This window comes from Mycobacterium sp. 1164966.3 (assembly GCF_001665395.1).
Lineage (GTDB): Bacteria > Actinomycetota > Actinomycetes > Mycobacteriales > Mycobacteriaceae > Mycobacterium.
Genome location: NZ_LZSG01000004.1, coordinates 46907 through 65637, shown reverse-complemented (window position 1 = coordinate 65637; position 18731 = coordinate 46907). Strand labels below are relative to the sequence as shown.

Below are 18731 nucleotides of genomic sequence, written 5' to 3'. Positions count from 1 at the left end.
CGCACTCCCGCCGAAGAACTCCAACGACTACTGTCAGACCCGTCCACTTTTGTTGCAGCGACCGCCTGAATCCGCCTTGGCCGTTTGAGCTGGCGATGTTCGACCCGCAGCAGTGGGAATGCCGCGCAGCTTGGCACTTGGCGCGAGCACACGCCGCGCCGTCGAAGCTGGTGTCGCTGCAGGAGATTCGGGCCAGCCTCGGCAAGCCCGCATCACCGGCTTCATAAATCGGGGTGGCGTGGGGCTCTGCCAACCGGGCCAGCGGTGTAGGCCTCACGCCGAGACCGCTGCAGCAACCTAGATTTTCGCAGTGATTGGGTGACCGGCGCCGTCGAGGTGGGATGGCGCGATGGGCGGGGCATCGCCCTCAACGAGGGTCGCAGATTGCGACGTAACTCGGTTCCATTGGTTTCGGGAGTAAATACGTGCAGACGAGGCTGACCAACCCAAGGACGGCCAGCATGAGACCGATCGCCCAGCTGCCATAGGTTGCCGGCAGCATGCCCACGATCAGCGGCGGCACAGCTCCGCCCTAGACGCCGGCGAGGTTCACCGACAGCGCTGTCCCTGTAGCGAAGCGGGTAGCGAACAGTACGGGGATGAACCTTGCGGTAGGCCCCAGCCTAACGCCGCGACGGCGTATATGCCGACGACAGCCCCCGCGTACAAATTGGAGTTGCCGCGTCCATAGCGGGATCATCACAAACGAGAATGCCAGACACGCCCGCATGCCGCTAACATCCTGCGGCGGCGCCCGATTCGATCGCTTAGATAGCACGAGAGCGCGGCGAACCCGATGTACGCTAGCCCGCTCAGCATGCCGACGGACAAGATGAGGTTGCGCGAATACCCCAGGTGCGATTCGGCGGAAGTCTCGAAATAGGTGCTAGCTAAGTAGAAGAAGCTGAAGGCGCTGACGACGCTGCCTGCCTTCATGTGTCCGCGACCGACGGGCTGGTTAGGGCGTCGCATATCGCGAGCACAACATCGGCGATGTCCGCCGCCAAACCGATGGAAGCCGTCAACCCAGTGAACGGCAGCTTCGCCCACGTCGTCTCAAGGTTAGGGACTGTCTGCCATGGACTCGGGCGGCCTGACCTGTGTTAGCTGACGACGGATTTGCGGAGGGACGGCGAAACCGTGCTTGGGTTTTCATTGGCGCCGACGGTGGGAACTGTGCTGGCGCAAAGCGAAAACACCGATGGGGACACCGTCGACGAAGAAACCTTCACCAAACCCTGCGAAGCCGCGGCTCCGCCTGACAGGCGGAGCATGAGATCCCGGCCCTTGGTACCGCCGGCGTCGGACCCGGGAGGTGGTTAGCGTGAGCAGGTTTACCGAGAAGATGTTCCGCAACGCCCGGGACAGTACTAAGGGGATAGTGACCGGGGAGCCGCACCACCCTGTCCGACACTCTTGGGGACAGGTTCACGAGCGTGCGCGGCGAGTAGCCGGTGGACTGGCCGCTGATGGGTTTGGCCACGGCGACGCGGTCGGAGTACTGGCCGGCGCCCCTGTGGAGATTGCTCCCACCGCCCAAGGCCTGTGGATGCGCGGGGCGAGCCTAACCATGCTGCACCAGCCGACGCCGCGCACCGACCTGGCATCGTGGGCGGCAGATACCACCACCCTTATCGACATGATCCAAGCCAAGGCCGTCGTCGTCTCCGACCCGTTTTTGGCGGTCGTGCCGGTGCTCGAGGAGCGCGGCATCAAGGTGGTGACCATCGCAGAGCTGCTGGCATCTGACCCGAGCGACCCGATCGACACCGGCGAGGACGACCTGGCGCTGCTGCAGCTGACGTCAGGTTCCACCGGCTTTCCCAAAGCCGTCCAGATCACGCACCGCAATCTGTACTCGAATGCAGAGTCAATGTTCGTTGGCGCCAGGTACGACGTCGAGAAAGATGTGATGGTCAGCTGGCTGCCGCTGTTCCATGATATGGGCATGATCGGCTTTCTGACCGTGCCGATGTACTTCGGGGCCGAGCTGGTCAAGATTACGCCGATGGACTTCCTGCGGGACATGCTGTTGTGGGCCAAGCTGATCGATAAGTACAAGGGCACGATGACGGCGGCCCCCAACTTCGCGTACGCGCTGTTCGCCAAGCGGCTGCGTAAGCAGGCCAAGCCGGGCCAGTTCGATTTGTCCACATTGCGGTTCGCGCTGTCGGGTGCCGAGCCGGTGCAACCAACTGATGTCGAGGATCTCGTCGATGCGGGGAGGCCGTTCGGGCTGAAGCCGAAGGCCATCCTGCCGGCCTACGGAATGGCGGAAACCACGTTGGCGGTGTCGTTCTCGCCTTGTGATGCGGGATTGATCGTCGATGAAGTTGACGCCGACCTGCTGTGTGGGCTACGTCGGGCGGTGCCGGCCACCAAGGGCAATATCCGCCGGCTCGCCTCGCTGGGGCCACCGCTGGGCGGTCTGGAAATCCGCATCGTGGACGAGGACAACAATGTGCTGCCGACCCGATGTGTGGGGGTGATCGAGCTGCGCGGTGAGTCGCTGACGCCGGGCTACCTCACGCTGGGCGGGCTCATTCGGGCTCAGGATGAGCAGGGTTGGTATCACACCGGTGACCTTGGTTATCGGATGGAGAACGGCCACGTCGTGGTGTGCGGTCGAGTCGAGGACGTTGTCATCATGGCGGGCCGCAATATCTACCCTACTGACATCGAGCGGGCCGCGGGTCGGGTCGAAGGTGTCCGGCCGGGTGGCGCGGTGGCCGTGCGCCTCGACGCTGGACACTCGCGGGAGACGTTCGCGGTCGCAGTCGAATCCAACGCGTTCGAAGATCCCGCCGAGGTGCGTCGCATAGAGCATCAGGTGGCGCACGAAGTTCTTACCGAGGTTGATGTGCGCCCACGCAACGTCGTGGTGCTTGGCCCGGGGATGATTCCCAAGACACCGTCGGGCAAGCTGCGGCGAGCCAGTTCTGACACCCTTGTCACATAGTGTGTGCGTGAACTACTTGCCGCAGATACGGTTCCACTACCCCTCGATGCAACGGGTTTGGACCGCCCTCGCGAATTTCGGAGATTTAATTGCGAGCCAAACTGGCCAGCGCGATCTGCGGGCTTCCTGGGAACCAGGCCGGATGCCTGCGCAGCTCGAGGGTGATCGTCGGGCTGGCGTAGCGGGCCAATGCCCGCAGCGCCGAGGGGCTATAGGTACGCAACGAGCTGATGAATGCGTCGTGCCAGTAGGGAACCACCATCGCCAACGGCAGTATCAACGCCAGGTCTAGCAGGTGCAGAGCAGGCCGCATCCGTGAAATGTCGATGATCAACAGTTTGTCGGCGACCCGAGTGCCTTCCGCGAACACTCGGGCGGCCAGCCGCGGTGACAGGTGGTGCAAGGAGTTCGCGAACACGGCGAGGTCGTAGCACCCATCGGGAGCGTCAATGGCGGCGGCGTCCATCTCGCGGACAACCGCGCGCGGGTGTCTGCCCAGGTCACCGCCGGCGATGGCGGCCACCGACGTGGGGTCGATGTCGGTGACCGCCACCTGGACTGTGGGATGCAACTTCAACAGCGCGCGTGAGAGCTCGCCGTGGCCGGCGCCGAGTTCCAGGACCTGGGGATCAGGTACGTCAGCCACCACGCTGAGCGCGATGCGCGCGCAGGTTTTGTGCCAACCGGACATCCTTCCGGTGCGCTCGAGAGCGCGTACCACTCGGCGTTTCAGATCAGCGACGTCATCGCGGTCCAGGTACTCCAGACGATCGGTTTGCAACCGCCGGTCCAACCACGACGCGTCCGGTCCGGCGCGCGGCATGGTGTCGATGTCGAAGATCTCGGTGGTCATGTCGTTTACACGCATGCCGGAACAAGAAGGGTCGTGAAGCTTGGCATTCATCGTCACGTCGGTGCTGCAGCTGCCGGAGCCGTCATCAGCGGGTGTGGCGATTCTGGGTCGGCGGTTGGCTGCGACCAACCGCATTAGCAGCGAAGGCCGCAGGAGCCGGGCTGGTGGGTCGACAAAGTGCTGCACACGAAGGATCGCTTCGGCGACCACCGGATCGTTCGCGGCGGCTGCCTGCGCCTTGTCCGTCGGCCAGCTCATTACGCGCCTCAGCTCCCGACGCCAACCACCTCCCGGAGCCACGGTGAAATCACTGAGCCGGTTCGCCCGCCAAACGGGGGCGATCTGCTTGGCTGTCGCCCGGAAGAATCGCCGACTCAGCTCGCCGTCGCGGTCGGCCAAGCAGTTTTGCAGCGCCACGGCCTGCAGCGCGGCCATGGTCATGCCCTGCATGTACACCGGGTTGAAGCTGCAGATTGCGTCGCCCATCACCAGCAGGCCGGGGGGGAATCGGCGCATCTTGTCATAGCGTCTCCAGGTGCTGGCCGGGTAACGCTGCGCAGACATCGCACCCAGCGGCTCGGCAGCCCGCAGTGCAGCGATCAGAGTAGGCGGCGCGAATCGGGCGGCACACTCGATGACGCCGGCCAGGTCCCCGGGCAGTTCGTAGCCCCCCACCCCGAACAAGGTCAGGATCCAGGTGCCGTGCTCATAGGCCACCGCCACCACGCCGGTTGGTCGTTCGGGCAGCGGGCCGACCGAGAAGCCCAATTTTTCGCCGAGCATGCCCGCGGGGATCTGCAGAAATTGGCTGGCGTAGCTCAGATGCACCGGGTAGCGCTGCTCGACCGGTCGCTGGAAGCCGAGTTTGTCAAGGAAGGCCGGGGTGCGCGCGGCGCGGCCCGTCGTATCGACCACCAGCTCGGCATCCAGCACGGTTTCCTCACCCGTGTCGCGGTTGACCACCCGGGCGCCCGTGACCCGGAGGGCACGGTCGGCTATCGGCTCAACGACATCGTGGGCTTCCAGGATTCTCACATTCTCGATGGCGCGCACCCGCCGCCTGACGTGGGACTCCAAAAACGGTCGGCTGGGTTGATATAAGACCAGCGATGCCGGATCCGTGAACTCGCCCGAGAGATGAAGCTCATGTCGGCCGAACCGCACATACACCCGCGATGGCTCATTGTCCAAAACATTGGCTCCCGCAGTGACGAGTTCATCGAGCAGGCCGGGGAACAGCTCGCCCAGAGTTGTTGAGCCGGTGCTGAGTAGCGCATGAAAATGCCGTCCCTGGGGGACGCCTCGACGTTGCTCGGCACCGTCGGGCAGCCGGTCGCGCTCGACGAGCGTGACCGCCTCGTAAGAGTCGGACAGCACTCGAGCAGCCAGCAGCCCGGCCATACTCGCACCGCAGACAACGGCTCGCTGTCCGAGGATGCTCATCGGCACTCCCTCACAAGAACCCGGTGACGGCGCGGTCGATCCGAAGAACGGCACTCCTTTCAACAACTACGAACAGCGTGGCTGCCAGGTTCACGGGATCCGATCGAAACATTCCGGCTGCAGGGACGACGTCAACCGCGCGCCGGTTGTCCCATGGGAGGGCGCCATCTTGCGCGGCGTCAAGTAGCCGCGGTCGCGGCGGCTGCACCGGCGACATGCGCCGGCGGCGTGGTCAGTCGATTGAACCGAATGGCACCCGTGCTCGTGTCTACAGGTGGTTGGGGACCGTAAGTGTCGTCGTCGGCGTGCCCGGACCATGCCGGCGCACTGCTAGCCCAGCATGAGGTCATCGAATGGTTGATCAGGGTTCTGGATTTGAGGCCTTCGAGAAGATGGCCCGGAAACCGTATGCGAGTTCTAACTTCAGCAGGTGCCATCTAGTACGGCTGCTCAAGGACTCCGCTTCACTGACCGGCTTCGGCGAGTCGAACCAGAGCTTTGTCACATGCAAACCACATCCAGGCGTTGGGCAGCCTGCTGGGCTTCGCTGTGCTGTCGCCTCATCGAGCCCGGTCGGTCGATCTGGCCCCTTCGGCACCAGCCTTCGAGTAAGGAGCGTGCGAACCCGCCGGCATGCCGACCCTCACTAGGGAGTTCACCGTCATCATGCTCAACTACGGAACGCAACCAGACACGCTGGGGTCGTTGACCGCCGCTCAACGATCGATATGGGCTGCCCAACAACTCCGGCCCGAAGTCCCTTACAACTTTGCCGCATTTCTGGCGATCCATCACAATGTAGACGCCGACAGGCTCGTGGTGGCCTGTGAATCGGCGGCAACGCGATTCGGCACACCATGTGCGCGGCTATCCCTCGACGGCGGCGAACCCGTCTTCATCGTCGACCGCTCCCTTCCGCAGACGGGGATCACCCAATGCATCGACCTGCGCACCGAGCAAGACCCGGTAACCGCGGCCCGCAGCTGGATGGACAACGACTACCGCCGACCCATCGATCTGGTGCGTGACCGACTCACCAACTTCACGCTGCTGCGGATCAGCGATAATTTGTCGTACTTCTACGTGCGTACACACCACGTTCTGTGTGACGGGTATGGCGGCAACAACTTCGTCCGGCACATCGCGGCGGTCTACTCCGGGTCAGCGCCCGACACCGGCGACGTCGACTTCTCCGAGTTCGCGTTGCTCCGTGAAGCCGACGAGAAGTATCGGCAGTCTTCGCGCAGTCATGCCGATGCCCAGTACTGGCAGAGCATCATGCGCGAGCCTTTGGACGTCACCGACCTGGCAGGGACGCGAAGGTTGGTCCCACCACGCCACCCGCTGGTGCGCGAGCTGGTGTGCGCGCCTCGGCTGCCGGAGACCTCGCATGACCAGTTCGACGTCGCAAGGGTTGTCGCGGCAATGGCCGTGTTCATCGCCAAAACCTCGGGACGGCAGAACGTCTGGCTGTCGCTGCCAGTGTCGGCGCGCACGACCGCGGCGCTGAAAAAATGTGCCGGCATGGTGTCGAATATGGTGCCGCTGCTCATCGACGTCAATGACCGCGACACCATTGGAGCCCTGTCCGATCGGGTCGCCAAGGCCGTGGTCGGCGGGCTGCGGCATCAACAGTTCCGGCGCTGGCCGGACCTCATTGCCGATGCAACTCGTCTCGACATGAACGTCGAGTTTGGCCCGGCGATCAACTTACTTGACTTCGCCGCCCCGCTTCAGTTCGGGTCTTCGGATGCGGCGTATGACGTCTTGACCACCTACCCCATCCAAGATATTGCGGTCAACATCTATCCGCGACTGAGTGAGGGTACGCCGCGCATTCAGTTCACCTGGAATCCGGACCGCTACACCGCCGACGAGATCGCAAGGCACACAACGCGTCTGGAGTTGCTCTTCGACCGCCTTTTCGCGGCGGATGCGTCGTTGCTGGTGGGAGAGGTGTCGGTCCTGGATCGCGGTGAGCGTGACCTGGTGCTGTCGGGGTGGTCTGGCGCTGGGGTGGAGGCGCCGGTGGGGGTGGCGCCGCAGCTGCTGGAGGCAGCGGTTGCGGCCGTTCCGGACGCGGTGGCGGTCATCGACGCTAATCGGGAGGTGTCGTATCGCGAGCTTGATCAGTGGTCGTCGCGGGTAGCGCGGGTGTTGATCGAGGCGGGGGTGGGTCCAGAGCGCGCGGTGGGTTTGGCGATGGATCGGTGTGTGGAGTTGGTGGTGGCGTGGTGGGCGGTGGTCAAGGCCGGCGGGATGTATGCGCCGGTGGAACGGGCCCATCCGGTCGAGCGGATCGCCGCGGTGTTGGACGCCGTGGGTGCGGTGTGTGTGGTCACTTGCGGTGCCGAGGCGGTGGCCGGGGCCGGGACGCGCCCCGTGGTGCGCATCGACGGTCCGGACATCTCCAGGTACTCCGCGGAGACCATTACCGACGCCGATCGGCTAGCGGCGCTGCAAGTCGGCAATACCGCCTATGTGATGTTCACCTCCGGGTCCACCGGCGCGCCAAAAGGGGTGGCGGTCAGCCACGCCGGTCTGGTGGGCCTGGCCGCGGCGCAACGTGAGCTGTTCGGGTTGGGCGCGGACGCGCGGGTGCTGATGGTGGCGGCACCGACCTTTGACGCCTCGGTCTTCGACCTGTTGTGGGCGGCTGGGTCGGGGGCAGCGCTGGTGGTGGCGCCGCGGGATGTGTATGCCGGTGACGCGCTGACGGCGTTACTGCAGGAGCAGCAGGTCAGCGCGGCGGTCTTGACGCCGACGGTGCTGTCGACGTTGGATCGGGCCCGGCTAGACGAGGTGACCACCCTAATCACCACGGGGGAGGCCTGCCCGCCGGAGTTGGTGGCCGCCTGGGCGCCGGGTCGGCGAATGTTCAACGGCTACGGCCCCACCGAGACCACCATCTGCGCCACCTGCAGCACCGCGCAGTCGGCGGGACAGCCGGTCGGCATCGGCGCCCCGATCCCCGGGGTATGTGCGCTGGTGCTCGACGCGCGGCTAAACCCTACCCCCATCGGGGTGGTGGGCGAGCTGTATCTGGGCGGGCCTGCGGTGGCGCACGGCTATGTGGGCCGGGTGGGGCTGACCGCCGAACGGTTCGTGGCCAACCCCAATCAGGGTGCTGGGCAGCGGATGTATCGCACCGGTGACCTGGTGCGCTGGACCGCCGAGGGAGCCCTGGAGTGTTTAGGCCGCGCCGATACCCAGATCAAATTGCGCGGACAGCGCGTCGAACTGGGTGAAGTCGAAAACACCCTGCGGGCCTGCCCGCAGGTCACCCAGGCCGCCGCCACCATGCACCCCAGCACCACCGGCGCCCAACTCATTGCCTACATCTCCCTGAGGCCCACCACCACCGCTGATCTCGACGCCGAAATCGTCGAACAGTGGCAGCACATGAACGATCAGCTGTACGGCGCTGACGCCCCGGTGCCGGGGTTCGGTCTCGATTTTCGGGGATGGAACAGCAGCTACACCGGGGATCCGATTCCCCTCGAGGAAATGATGGCGTGGCGTTCGGCCACCGTGGATCGGATCATGGCCCTCCACCCACGTCGAGTGCTGGAGATCGGCGCAGGCTCGGGGCTGATGTTGTCCCAGATCGCCCCGCACTGTGAGCGCTATGTAGCCACCGACATGTCGACAACAGCGATCGACAACCTGGCCCGCTCCCTGGAGCAGTTCCAGATCCCCTGGCGTGCCCGGGTCCAGCTGTTAGCCCAGCCCGCCCACGTGACCGAGGCCCTGCCTCGCGGCTCCTTCGACACCGTCATTCTCAACTCGGTCATCCAGTACTTCCCAAACGCCGAATATCTGACAGGGGTCATCGACGACGTCGTGCATCTGCTGGCGCCCGGCGGGGCAGCGTTCATAGGCGATGTCCGCAACTACGCCCTGCAGGGCGCGTTCCAAACCGGGGTCGCGCTGACCCGCGCCACCGACCCGTTGGAAGCCGCCGAGATCCGCCAACGAGTCCAGCGCGCCATCGTCAGCGAACCCGAATTACTGCTGGCCCCAGCGTTTTTCACCAGCTATGCTGCCGACCATCCGTCGGTAGCCGGGCTCGACATCCAGGTCAAGCGCGGAGCCGCCGACAACGAACTCAACCGGTACCGCTACGACGTCACCATCTACAAAACCCCTACACCGGTGCGCTCTTTGGCTATTGCGCCCACCTGGGCGTGGACCCAATGTGCCGGCCTGGCAGGGTTGCACAGCCGGTTGATATCCGACTCTCCGGTTACCGTTCGCGTCACCGACATCCCGCGCGCCGGGCTAATCACCGACGTCCGCATCGAAGCCGGGCTGGCGGACGGGCTACCCCTAGCCGACGCACTGGCGCGCGCCACCGCGACCTCCGATACTGCCACCCCCGAAGAACTGCACCGCCTCGGCGAAGCCACCGGTTACCACGTCGCCGTCACCTGGGGCGCGCAGCCCGGCACCCTCGACGCGGTCTTCATCATCCCCACCGACCCGCACGACGGGCACACCCAGGCGCTGACCGACCTCTACCTGGCCGCCGCCGGGGCCCACCGACCCGCCACGTACGCCAATGACCCGCACACCAACACCAAGATCAGCGCGGTGCGTCAGCGGGTGAGCGCCTGGTTGCCCGACTACATGGTGCCGGCGCACCTTGTGGTGCTCGAGGAGTTCCCGTTGACCTCCTCGGGGAAGATCGACCGCAAGGCCCTGCCGGCGCCTGTGTTTGCCACCACCCCCTATAGGGCGCCGCAGATTCAGACCGAAAAAATCGTCGCCGAGGTGTTCGCCGAGGTGTTGGGCCTCAACCGGGTCGGGCTCGATGACGATTTCTTTGTCCTCGGTGGGGATTCGTTGATCGCCACTCGGGTCAGCGCGCGGCTGCAATTGGCGTTGGGCAGGGAAGTGCCCGTTCGGTATTTGTTCGACGCGTCCACCGTCGCGGAGCTCGCGGAGTATCTGCACCGGCATCGTGGCGGGCCTGCCCGCGCCCCGTTGCGGGTGATGGCGCGCCCGGAGCCGATCCCATTGTCGTATGCCCAGCAGCGGTTGTGGTTCCTCAACCGATTCGAGGGCGGGGTTGCGACCTACAACATGCCGACCGCTTTTCGGGTCACTGGGGCGCTGGACGTCGAGGCGCTCGCCGCGGCGCTCGACGATGTTCTAGCTCGCCATGAGTCGCTGCGCACCATATTTCCCGACATTGACGGTGTGCCTTTCCAAGAGGTGTTGTCGGCCCGGCCGGGGATGTGGCACCGCGGCGGCGCGGTGGTGGTGTCCCTGCCAGAACAAGATGTTGCCGGCACTTTGGGGGCGCTCGCGAGGTATCAGTTTGATTTGTCGGCGGAAATCCCGATTCGCGCCCAGATCTATGCGGTGGGGCCCGACCAGCATGTCGTGGGGATTGTATTGCACCACATTGCTTTTGACGGGTGGTCACCGGTTCCGATGGTCCGAGATGTCGGCGAGGCGTATCGGGCGCGGCGGCGGGGTCGGGCGGCGGGGTGGGCGCCGTTGGCGGTGCAGTATGTGGATTACACGTTGTGGCAGCGGCAGTGGTTGGGGGCTGAGTCTGATCCGCAGAGTGTGATCGCTTCTGAGTTGGGGTTTTGGCAGCAGGTGTTGGCGGGGATGCCCGAACGTCTTGAGCTGCCGACCGATCGGCCTTATCCGCTGGTTGCTGATCAGCGTGGCGCCAGTGTGGCAGTGGAGTGGTCGGCGGGGTTGCAGCGCCAGGTTGCCCGGGTGGCGCGGGAGCATAACGCCACCAGTTTCATGGTGGTGCAGGCCGTGTTGGCGGTGCTGTTGTCGAAGATCAGTGCCAGCACTGATGTGGCGGTGGGGTTCGTGGTCGCCGGCCGGGGGGATACGGCCCTAGATGAGTTGGTGGGGTTTTTCGTCAACACCTTGATCCTGCGGGTGGATGTGGCCGGTGATCCGGCCTTCAGTGAGGTGTTGGGCCAGGTGCGGGCGCGCAGTTTGGCGGCGTTTGAACATCAGCACGTGCCCTTTGAGGTGCTGGTGGAGCGGCTCAACCCGGTGCGGTCATTGCGGCATCATCCGCTGGTGCAGGTGTTGTTGGCTTGGCAGAATTTCGCCGGGCACAATGATGCGGCCGCGGGTTTGGTGTTGGAGGGCCTGCAGGTCACGTCCATACCGTTGGACACCCATAGCGCGCGCATGGATGTGGCGTTTTCTCTTGCCGAACGGTTCACCGAGACCGGTGAGCCCGCCGGGATTGGCGGGGCGGTGGAGTTTCGCACCGACGTGTTTGACACCGCCAGCATTCACAGGCTCATCGAGCGCTTCGAGCGGGTGTTGGTGGCGCTGACCGCCGAGCCGACCCGGGCGTTGTCCTCGGTGGATCTGCTCGATGCCGCTGAGCATGCCCGGTTGGCGGCGATCGGGAACCAGGCGGTGTTGACCCGGCCCGCGGCTGCGCCGGTGTCGGTTCCGGTGTTGTTTGCTTCGCAGGTGGCCCGGACCCCGGATGCGGTGGCGGTGGTCTGCGGTGAGGTGTCGTGGAGCTACCGCGAGCTCGATGAGCAGTCCAACCGGTTGGCGCACCTGCTGGCCGGGTGCGGTGTGGGTCGCGGGTGTGTGGTGGGGTTGCTGGTGGAGCGTTCAGCAGCCGCGGTCGCCGCGATCGCGGCGGTGCTGAAAACCGGGGCGGCCTATCTGCCGATCGATGCCGAGGCTCCCCGGGAGCGGATCGGGTTCATGCTCGCCGATGCCGCCCCGGTGGCCGTGCTGAGCACCGCGGATTTGGCCGGCCGCCTCGACGGGTGCGACGTGGCGGTCATCGATGTCCACGATCCCGCAGTGCACAACCAGCCCGCCAACCCGCTACCGGGGCCGGGCCCCGAGGATATTGCGCACCTTATTTACACCTCGGGCACCACCGGGGTGCCCAAAGGGGTGGCGGCCACCCACCACAACATCACCCAACTGTTGGCGTGCTTGGACGCCGGTCTCACCGGCGGGTCGGGGCGGGTGTGGGCGCAGTGTCATTCGCATGCCTTCGACATCTCGGTGTGGGAGATCTGGGGCCCACTGTTACACGGTGGGCGGCTGGTGGTGATCCCGGACGCGGTGACCCGTTCGGCCGCCGAGTTTCATGACGTGCTGGCCGCTGAACACATCAGCGTGTTAACCCAAACCCCCTCGGCGGTGGCGGCGTTATCCCCGCAGGGGTTGGATGCGCTGACCTTGGTGCTCGGCGGTGAGACCTGCCCGGCCCAGGTGGTGGACCGTTGGGCGGGGTCCGGGCGGGTGGTGATCAACGGCTACGGGCCGACCGAAACCACGATGTGTGTGACGCTGGGTCCGCCGTTGGCGCCGGGTTCGGGCACACCGGCGATCGGCGCGCCGCTGTCGGGGGCGGCGCTGTTTGTGCTCGATGGGTCCTTGCGTCCGGTGCCCGTTGGTGTGGTCGGGGAGTTGTATGTGGCCGGCGCCGGGGTCAGCTGTGGGTATTGGCGCCGCCCGCCGTTGACCGCCGCGCGGTTTGTGGCCTGCCCGTTCGGCGGGGCGGGGGCACGGATGTATCGCACCGGGGACCTGGTGCGCTGGCGTGGCGACGGGCAACTCGACTACGTGGGCCGCGCTGATGAGCAGGTCAAGATCCGCGGCTATCGCATCGAGTGCGGTGAAGTCCGGGCCGCCCTAAGCGCACTGGACGGGGTCGACCAGGCCGCCGTCATCGCCCGCGAGGACCGCCCCGGCGACAAACGCCTGATCGGCTATGTCACCGGCACCGCAGACCCGGCCCACCTCCGCGACCAGCTGACTCAGCGGCTACCCGACTACATGATCCCCGCGGCGGTGATGGTGATCGAGGCGCTACCGCTAACGGTCAACGGCAAACTCGACACCCGCGCCCTACCGGCACCGGACTACACCACCGGCGCATACCGGGCCCCCATTACCCCCGTCGAAGAAATCCTGGCCACCATCTACGCCCAAATACTGGGCCTCGACCGAGTCGGCATCGACGACTCCTTCTTCGATTTGGGCGGGGACAGCATCTCGTCGATGCGCCTGATCGCCGCGATCAATGCCGCATTGGATGCCGACCTTTCGGTACGCACCGTGTTCGACGCGCCCACGGTTGCCCGGTTGGCGCCGCGGATCGATGAGGGTTCCAGTCGGCTCCCGCGGTTGGCGGCAGGTGAGCGCCCGGCGGTGGTTCCGTTGTCGTTTGCCCAGAGCCGGTTGTGGTTTATCGACCAGTTGCAGGGGCCCTCGCCGGTCTACAACGTAGCGGCGGCGTTGCGGTTACGTGGTGGGCTTGATGTTGATGCGCTGGGTGCAGCGCTGGCCGATGTGGTGGGCCGCCATGAAAGCCTGCGCACGCTGTTTGTGGCGGTCGGGGGAACACCGCAGCAGGTGGTTATCCCCGTTGAGGGCGCCGATTTCGGGTGGGAGGTGGTTGATGCCAGCGGCTGGTCGCCAAGCCAGCTCAACGAGGCCCTCGACGCCGCGGCACGCTACAGCTTTGATCTGGCCACCGAGATCCCGCTGCGGGCACGGCTTTTCCGCATCACAGCCGACGAGCACGTGCTGGTGATCGTGATGCACCATATCGCTGCGGATGGCTGGTCGCTAAGGCCGTTGGCCGCCGATTTGGGTGTGGCCTATACCGGCCGGTGCGCGGGTCGGGCGCCGGGGTGGGCGCCGTTGGCGGTGCAGTATGTGGATTACACGTTGTGGCAGCGGCAGTGGTTGGGGGCTGAGTCTGATCCGCAGAGTGTGATCGCTTCTGAGTTGGGGTTTTGGCAGCAGGTGTTGGCGGGGATGCCCGAACGTCTTGAGCTGCCGACCGATCGGCCTTATCCGCTGGTTGCTGATCAGCGTGGCGCCAGTGTGGCAGTGGAGTGGTCGGCGGGGTTGCAGCGCCAGGTTGCCCGGGTGGCGCGGGAGCATAACGCCACCAGTTTCATGGTGGTGCAGGCCGTGTTGGCGGTGCTGTTGTCGAAGATCAGTGCCAGCACTGATGTGGCGGTGGGGTTCGTGGTCGCCGGCCGGGGGGATACGGCCCTAGATGAGTTGGTGGGGTTTTTCGTCAACACCTTGATCCTGCGGGTGGATGTGGCCGGTGATCCGGCCTTCAGTGAGGTGTTGGGCCAGGTGCGGGCGCGCAGTTTGGCGGCGTTTGAACATCAGCACGTGCCCTTTGAGGTGCTGGTGGAGCGGCTCAACCCGGTGCGGTCATTGCGGCATCATCCGCTGGTGCAGGTGTTGTTGGCTTGGCAGAATTTCGCCGGGCACAATGATGCGGCCGCGGGTTTGGTGTTGGAGGGCCTGCAGGTCACGTCCATACCGTTGGACACCCATAGCGCGCGCATGGATGTGGCGTTTTCTCTTGCCGAACGGTTCACCGAGACCGGTGAGCCCGCCGGGATTGGCGGGGCGGTGGAGTTTCGCACCGACGTGTTTGACACCGCCAGCATTCACAGGCTCATCGAGCGCTTCGAGCGGGTGTTGGTGGCGCTGACCGCCGAGCCGACCCGGGCGTTGTCCTCGGTGGATCTGCTCGATGCCGCTGAGCATGCCCGGTTGGCGGCGATCGGGAACCAGGCGGTGTTGACCCGGCCCGCGGCTGCGCCGGTGTCGGTTCCGGTGTTGTTTGCTTCGCAGGTGGCCCGGACCCCGGATGCGGTGGCGGTGGTCTGCGGTGAGGTGTCGTGGAGCTACCGCGAGCTCGATGAGCAGTCCAACCGGTTGGCGCACCTGCTGGCCGGGTGCGGTGTGGGTCGCGGGTGTGTGGTGGGGTTGCTGGTGGAGCGTTCAGCAGCCGCGGTCGCCGCGATCGCGGCGGTGCTGAAAACCGGGGCGGCCTATCTGCCGATCGATGCCGAGGCTCCCCGGGAGCGGATCGGGTTCATGCTCGCCGATGCCGCCCCGGTGGCCGTGCTGAGCACCGCGGATTTGGCCGGCCGCCTCGACGGGTGCGACGTGGCGGTCATCGATGTCCACGATCCCGCAGTGCACAACCAGCCCGCCAACCCGCTACCGGGGCCGGGCCCCGAGGATATTGCGCACCTTATTTACACCTCGGGCACCACCGGGGTGCCCAAAGGGGTGGCGGCCACCCACCACAACATCACCCAACTGTTGGCGTGCTTGGACGCCGGTCTCACCGGCGGGTCGGGGCGGGTGTGGGCGCAGTGTCATTCGCATGCCTTCGACATCTCGGTGTGGGAGATCTGGGGCCCACTGTTACACGGTGGGCGGCTGGTGGTGATCCCGGACGCGGTGACCCGTTCGGCCGCCGAGTTTCATGACGTGCTGGCCGCTGAACACATCAGCGTGTTAACCCAAACCCCCTCGGCGGTGGCGGCGTTATCCCCGCAGGGGTTGGATGCGCTGACCTTGGTGCTCGGCGGTGAGACCTGCCCGGCCCAGGTGGTGGACCGTTGGGCGGGGTCCGGGCGGGTGGTGATCAACGGCTACGGGCCGACCGAAACCACGATGTGTGTGACGCTGGGTCCGCCGTTGGCGCCGGGTTCGGGCACACCGGCGATCGGCGCGCCGCTGTCGGGGGCGGCGCTGTTTGTGCTCGATGGGTCCTTGCGTCCGGTGCCCGTTGGTGTGGTCGGGGAGTTGTATGTGGCCGGCGCCGGGGTCAGCTGTGGGTATTGGCGCCGCCCGCCGTTGACCGCCGCGCGGTTTGTGGCCTGCCCGTTCGGCGGGGCGGGGGCACGGATGTATCGCACCGGGGACCTGGTGCGCTGGCGTGGCGACGGGCAACTCGACTACGTGGGCCGCGCTGATGAGCAGGTCAAGATCCGCGGCTATCGCATCGAGTGCGGTGAAGTCCGGGCCGCCCTAAGCGCACTGGACGGGGTCGACCAGGCCGCCGTCATCGCCCGCGAGGACCGCCCCGGCGACAAACGCCTGATCGGCTATGTCACCGGCACCGCAGACCCGGCCCACCTCCGCGACCAGCTGACTCAGCGGCTACCCGACTACATGATCCCCGCGGCGGTGATGGTGATCGAGGCGCTACCGCTAACGGTCAACGGCAAACTCGACACCCGCGCCCTACCGGCACCGGACTACACCACCGGCGCATACCGGGCCCCCACCACCCCCGTCGAAGAAATCCTGGCCACCATCTACGCCCAAATACTGGGCCTCGACCGAGTCGGCATCGACGACTCCTTCTTCGATTTGGGCGGGGACAGCATCTCGTCGATGCAGGTGGTGGCGCGGGCCCGTGCCGCCGGGCTGATGTGCAGACCGCGCGATATTTTCGTCGAGCAGACCGTGGCGCGGCTGGCCCGGGTGGCCTGGGTGGCCGACGATGAGGTCGGCCCGATCGATAATGGTGTCGGGCCGGTGCTGGCGACCCCGATCATGCGCTGGCTGCAAAGTGTTCACGGCCCGGTTGAGCAGTTCAATCTGATGGCGGTTTTGCAGGCTCCCGCGGGAGTCAGCGAGGCCGACGTAACGGTTATGGTGCAGGCTTTGCTAGATCGGCATGCCATGCTGCGGCTCCGCGTCGACGACGACAGCGCCGGAAGTTGGTCGTTACAGGTGCCCGAGGCGGGATCGGTGGATACGGGCGGTTGCCTGCACACGGTAGATGTGCTATCCGATGAGGCGCTGGCGGAGGCGCAATCTCGGCTGAATCCGGCGGCCGGAAGGATGCTCAGCGCGCTGTGGGTTGCTTCCACCGGCCAGTTGGCGCTGATCATAAATCATCTGGCCGTCGACGCGGTGTCCTTTCGGATTTTGCTGGATGACCTTAACACCTCGTGGGCTCAACGCCGTGTGGGCCAGCAGGTGATGTTGCCGCCGACTGGGACGTCGTTTGCCCGGTGGGCGTCGCTGCTAGCTGAGCACGCGCGCTGCCCGGAGGTTGTTGGCCGGGTGGATGCCTGGAGAAAGGTGGCGGCGATCCCTGCCGCGCTGCCCGCGGTGCAGCCCGGGGCGGATACATTTGCCACTGCTGACCACATAGAGGTGTCGCTGGACGTCAATACCACCCACATGCTGCTCGGTGAGGTGCCCGCGGGTTGTCACGCCGGGGTGCACGAGATCCTGTTGATCGGGTTCGCCTTGGCCTGGACGCAGTTTTTGGCCCTCGGTGACACGCCGATCGGCATCGACGTCGAAGGTCACGGACGCCACGAGGAACTGGCTTCTGATGTTGACCTGTCGCGCACGGTGGGATGGTTCACCACGAAATACCCGGTGTCGTTGAAGGTAGGTGGGCTATCTTGGACGCAGGTGGTATCCGGCGAGGCGGCGCTGGGGCCATTGATCAAGGACGCCATCGAGCAACTTCATGGGCTGCCGCACCCCCTGACCTTCGGCGTGCTGCGCTATCTGAACACCGACGTTGAACTGGCCGGGTATGACCCGCCGATCGGGTTCAACTATCTGGGACGCCTGGGTGTACCAGTGCTCGGTGCTTCGACCGATAATGAGATCTGGCGGATCGGCTCTTGGGGTTCGTTGTTCACCGACAGCGGCAACGCCGATCGCCCCATGCCGCTAGCGCACACCGCGGCCGTCAACGCTGTCACCGTCGACACCGACGCCGGCCCGCAACTGCATGCCCAGTGGACGTGGGCGCCCTCGGCCCTGGATCGCGCGCAGGTCACCCGGCTTAGCCGGCTGTGGTTCGACGCCCTGGGCGGTATCTGCGCGCATGTCCGGCACGGTGGGGGCGGGTCGACTCCTCCCGATATCGTGGGCTCGCAGCATAGTGATCACGGTGGTGACATCGAGGCCGAGCGAAAGCCCGGGTTCAAGCGGCACTATGCGGATTACCTGCACCTCGACGACCTCCTAGGGGCCGTCCGACCTTTGGCTGACGGCGCCGACCGCGCCTCTTGGGGCGACGAAAGGTATTTCCTGATCGTCCACCAAACGGCTGAGCTGTGGGTTTCGCAGATCTTCGCTGACTTGGAAGTTGCTCTGGAGTCCGCTCGTCTGGGCGACTTCGACAAGGCGATCGGTCGTGTGAAGCGCGCCAACGCTGTGCTTGAGCTGACGGTGACGACCGTGAGTGCCCTACAACATCTTTCGGTGGATGACTTCCAACAGTTCCGGCCTCGATTAGGGGGAATGAGCGCCGCACAGTCGGCCCAATTCGCGACCTTGCTGTCCGGCGTTCGCTACGCTCCCGTGGCGGCGCTAACGGAGATCGCTGCCGACCGGCGCGACGCCGACAGCAGCAGCCGCCGGCAGAAACTGCTACTAGGCGCGCAGCTCGATGTATTCATCGCCGGCCTCACCCGCTGGCGGCTGATCCACCTAGACGTAGTCAGCCGCTTCATTGGGGACAGCCGCGGCACCGGCGGCACGGTCGGTGTCGGCTACCTGATCGATTGCCTCGATAAGGCTTTCCGGCCATCATAGGACCGGCTGGTTCCCGAGTAGGCGACGAAAGCCTCGCCGACTACCGCCGCCTCGGCGCCTAGGTGGCTCCGCGCGTTGCCGACACGTTCCCGCGCCTGGCCCGGGACATCG

At 65.6% G+C, this 18731-nt stretch carries 3 protein-coding genes; 2 read left to right on the top strand and 1 reads right to left on the bottom strand.

The window, feature by feature from the left end; translation table 11 throughout:
• Window positions 1–1324: 1324 nt before the first annotated feature.
• Entirely contained in the window at window positions 1325–2959 is a 1635-nt protein-coding gene (locus tag A9W99_RS02000) for a fatty acyl-AMP ligase (protein ID WP_067372621.1), read from the top strand.
• A gap of 85 nt (window positions 2960–3044) precedes the next feature.
• Here A9W99_RS02000 and A9W99_RS25770 read toward each other — a convergent pair whose 3' ends face one another.
• Window positions 3045–3812, bottom strand: a complete 768-nt coding sequence (locus A9W99_RS25770) for a class I SAM-dependent methyltransferase (RefSeq protein WP_156622904.1) — start codon at window positions 3810–3812, stop codon at window positions 3045–3047.
• A gap of 2076 nt (window positions 3813–5888) precedes the next feature.
• Here A9W99_RS25770 and A9W99_RS01985 point away from each other — a divergent pair.
• Window positions 5889–18620: a non-ribosomal peptide synthetase gene (locus A9W99_RS01985; RefSeq protein ID WP_067372612.1), complete on the top strand. Its 12732-nt coding sequence runs from the start codon at window positions 5889–5891 to the stop codon at window positions 18618–18620.
• Window positions 18621–18731 lie beyond the last annotated feature (111 nt).

Excerpts from the sequence above, each read along its gene's own strand:
- A9W99_RS25770 (WP_156622904.1), bottom strand. The coding sequence starts at position 3,812 with ATGACCACCGAGATCTTCGACATCGACACCATGCCGCGCGCCGGACCG.
- A9W99_RS01985 (WP_067372612.1), top strand. The coding sequence starts at position 5,889 with ATGCCGACCCTCACTAGGGAGTTCACCGTCATCATGCTCAACTACGGA.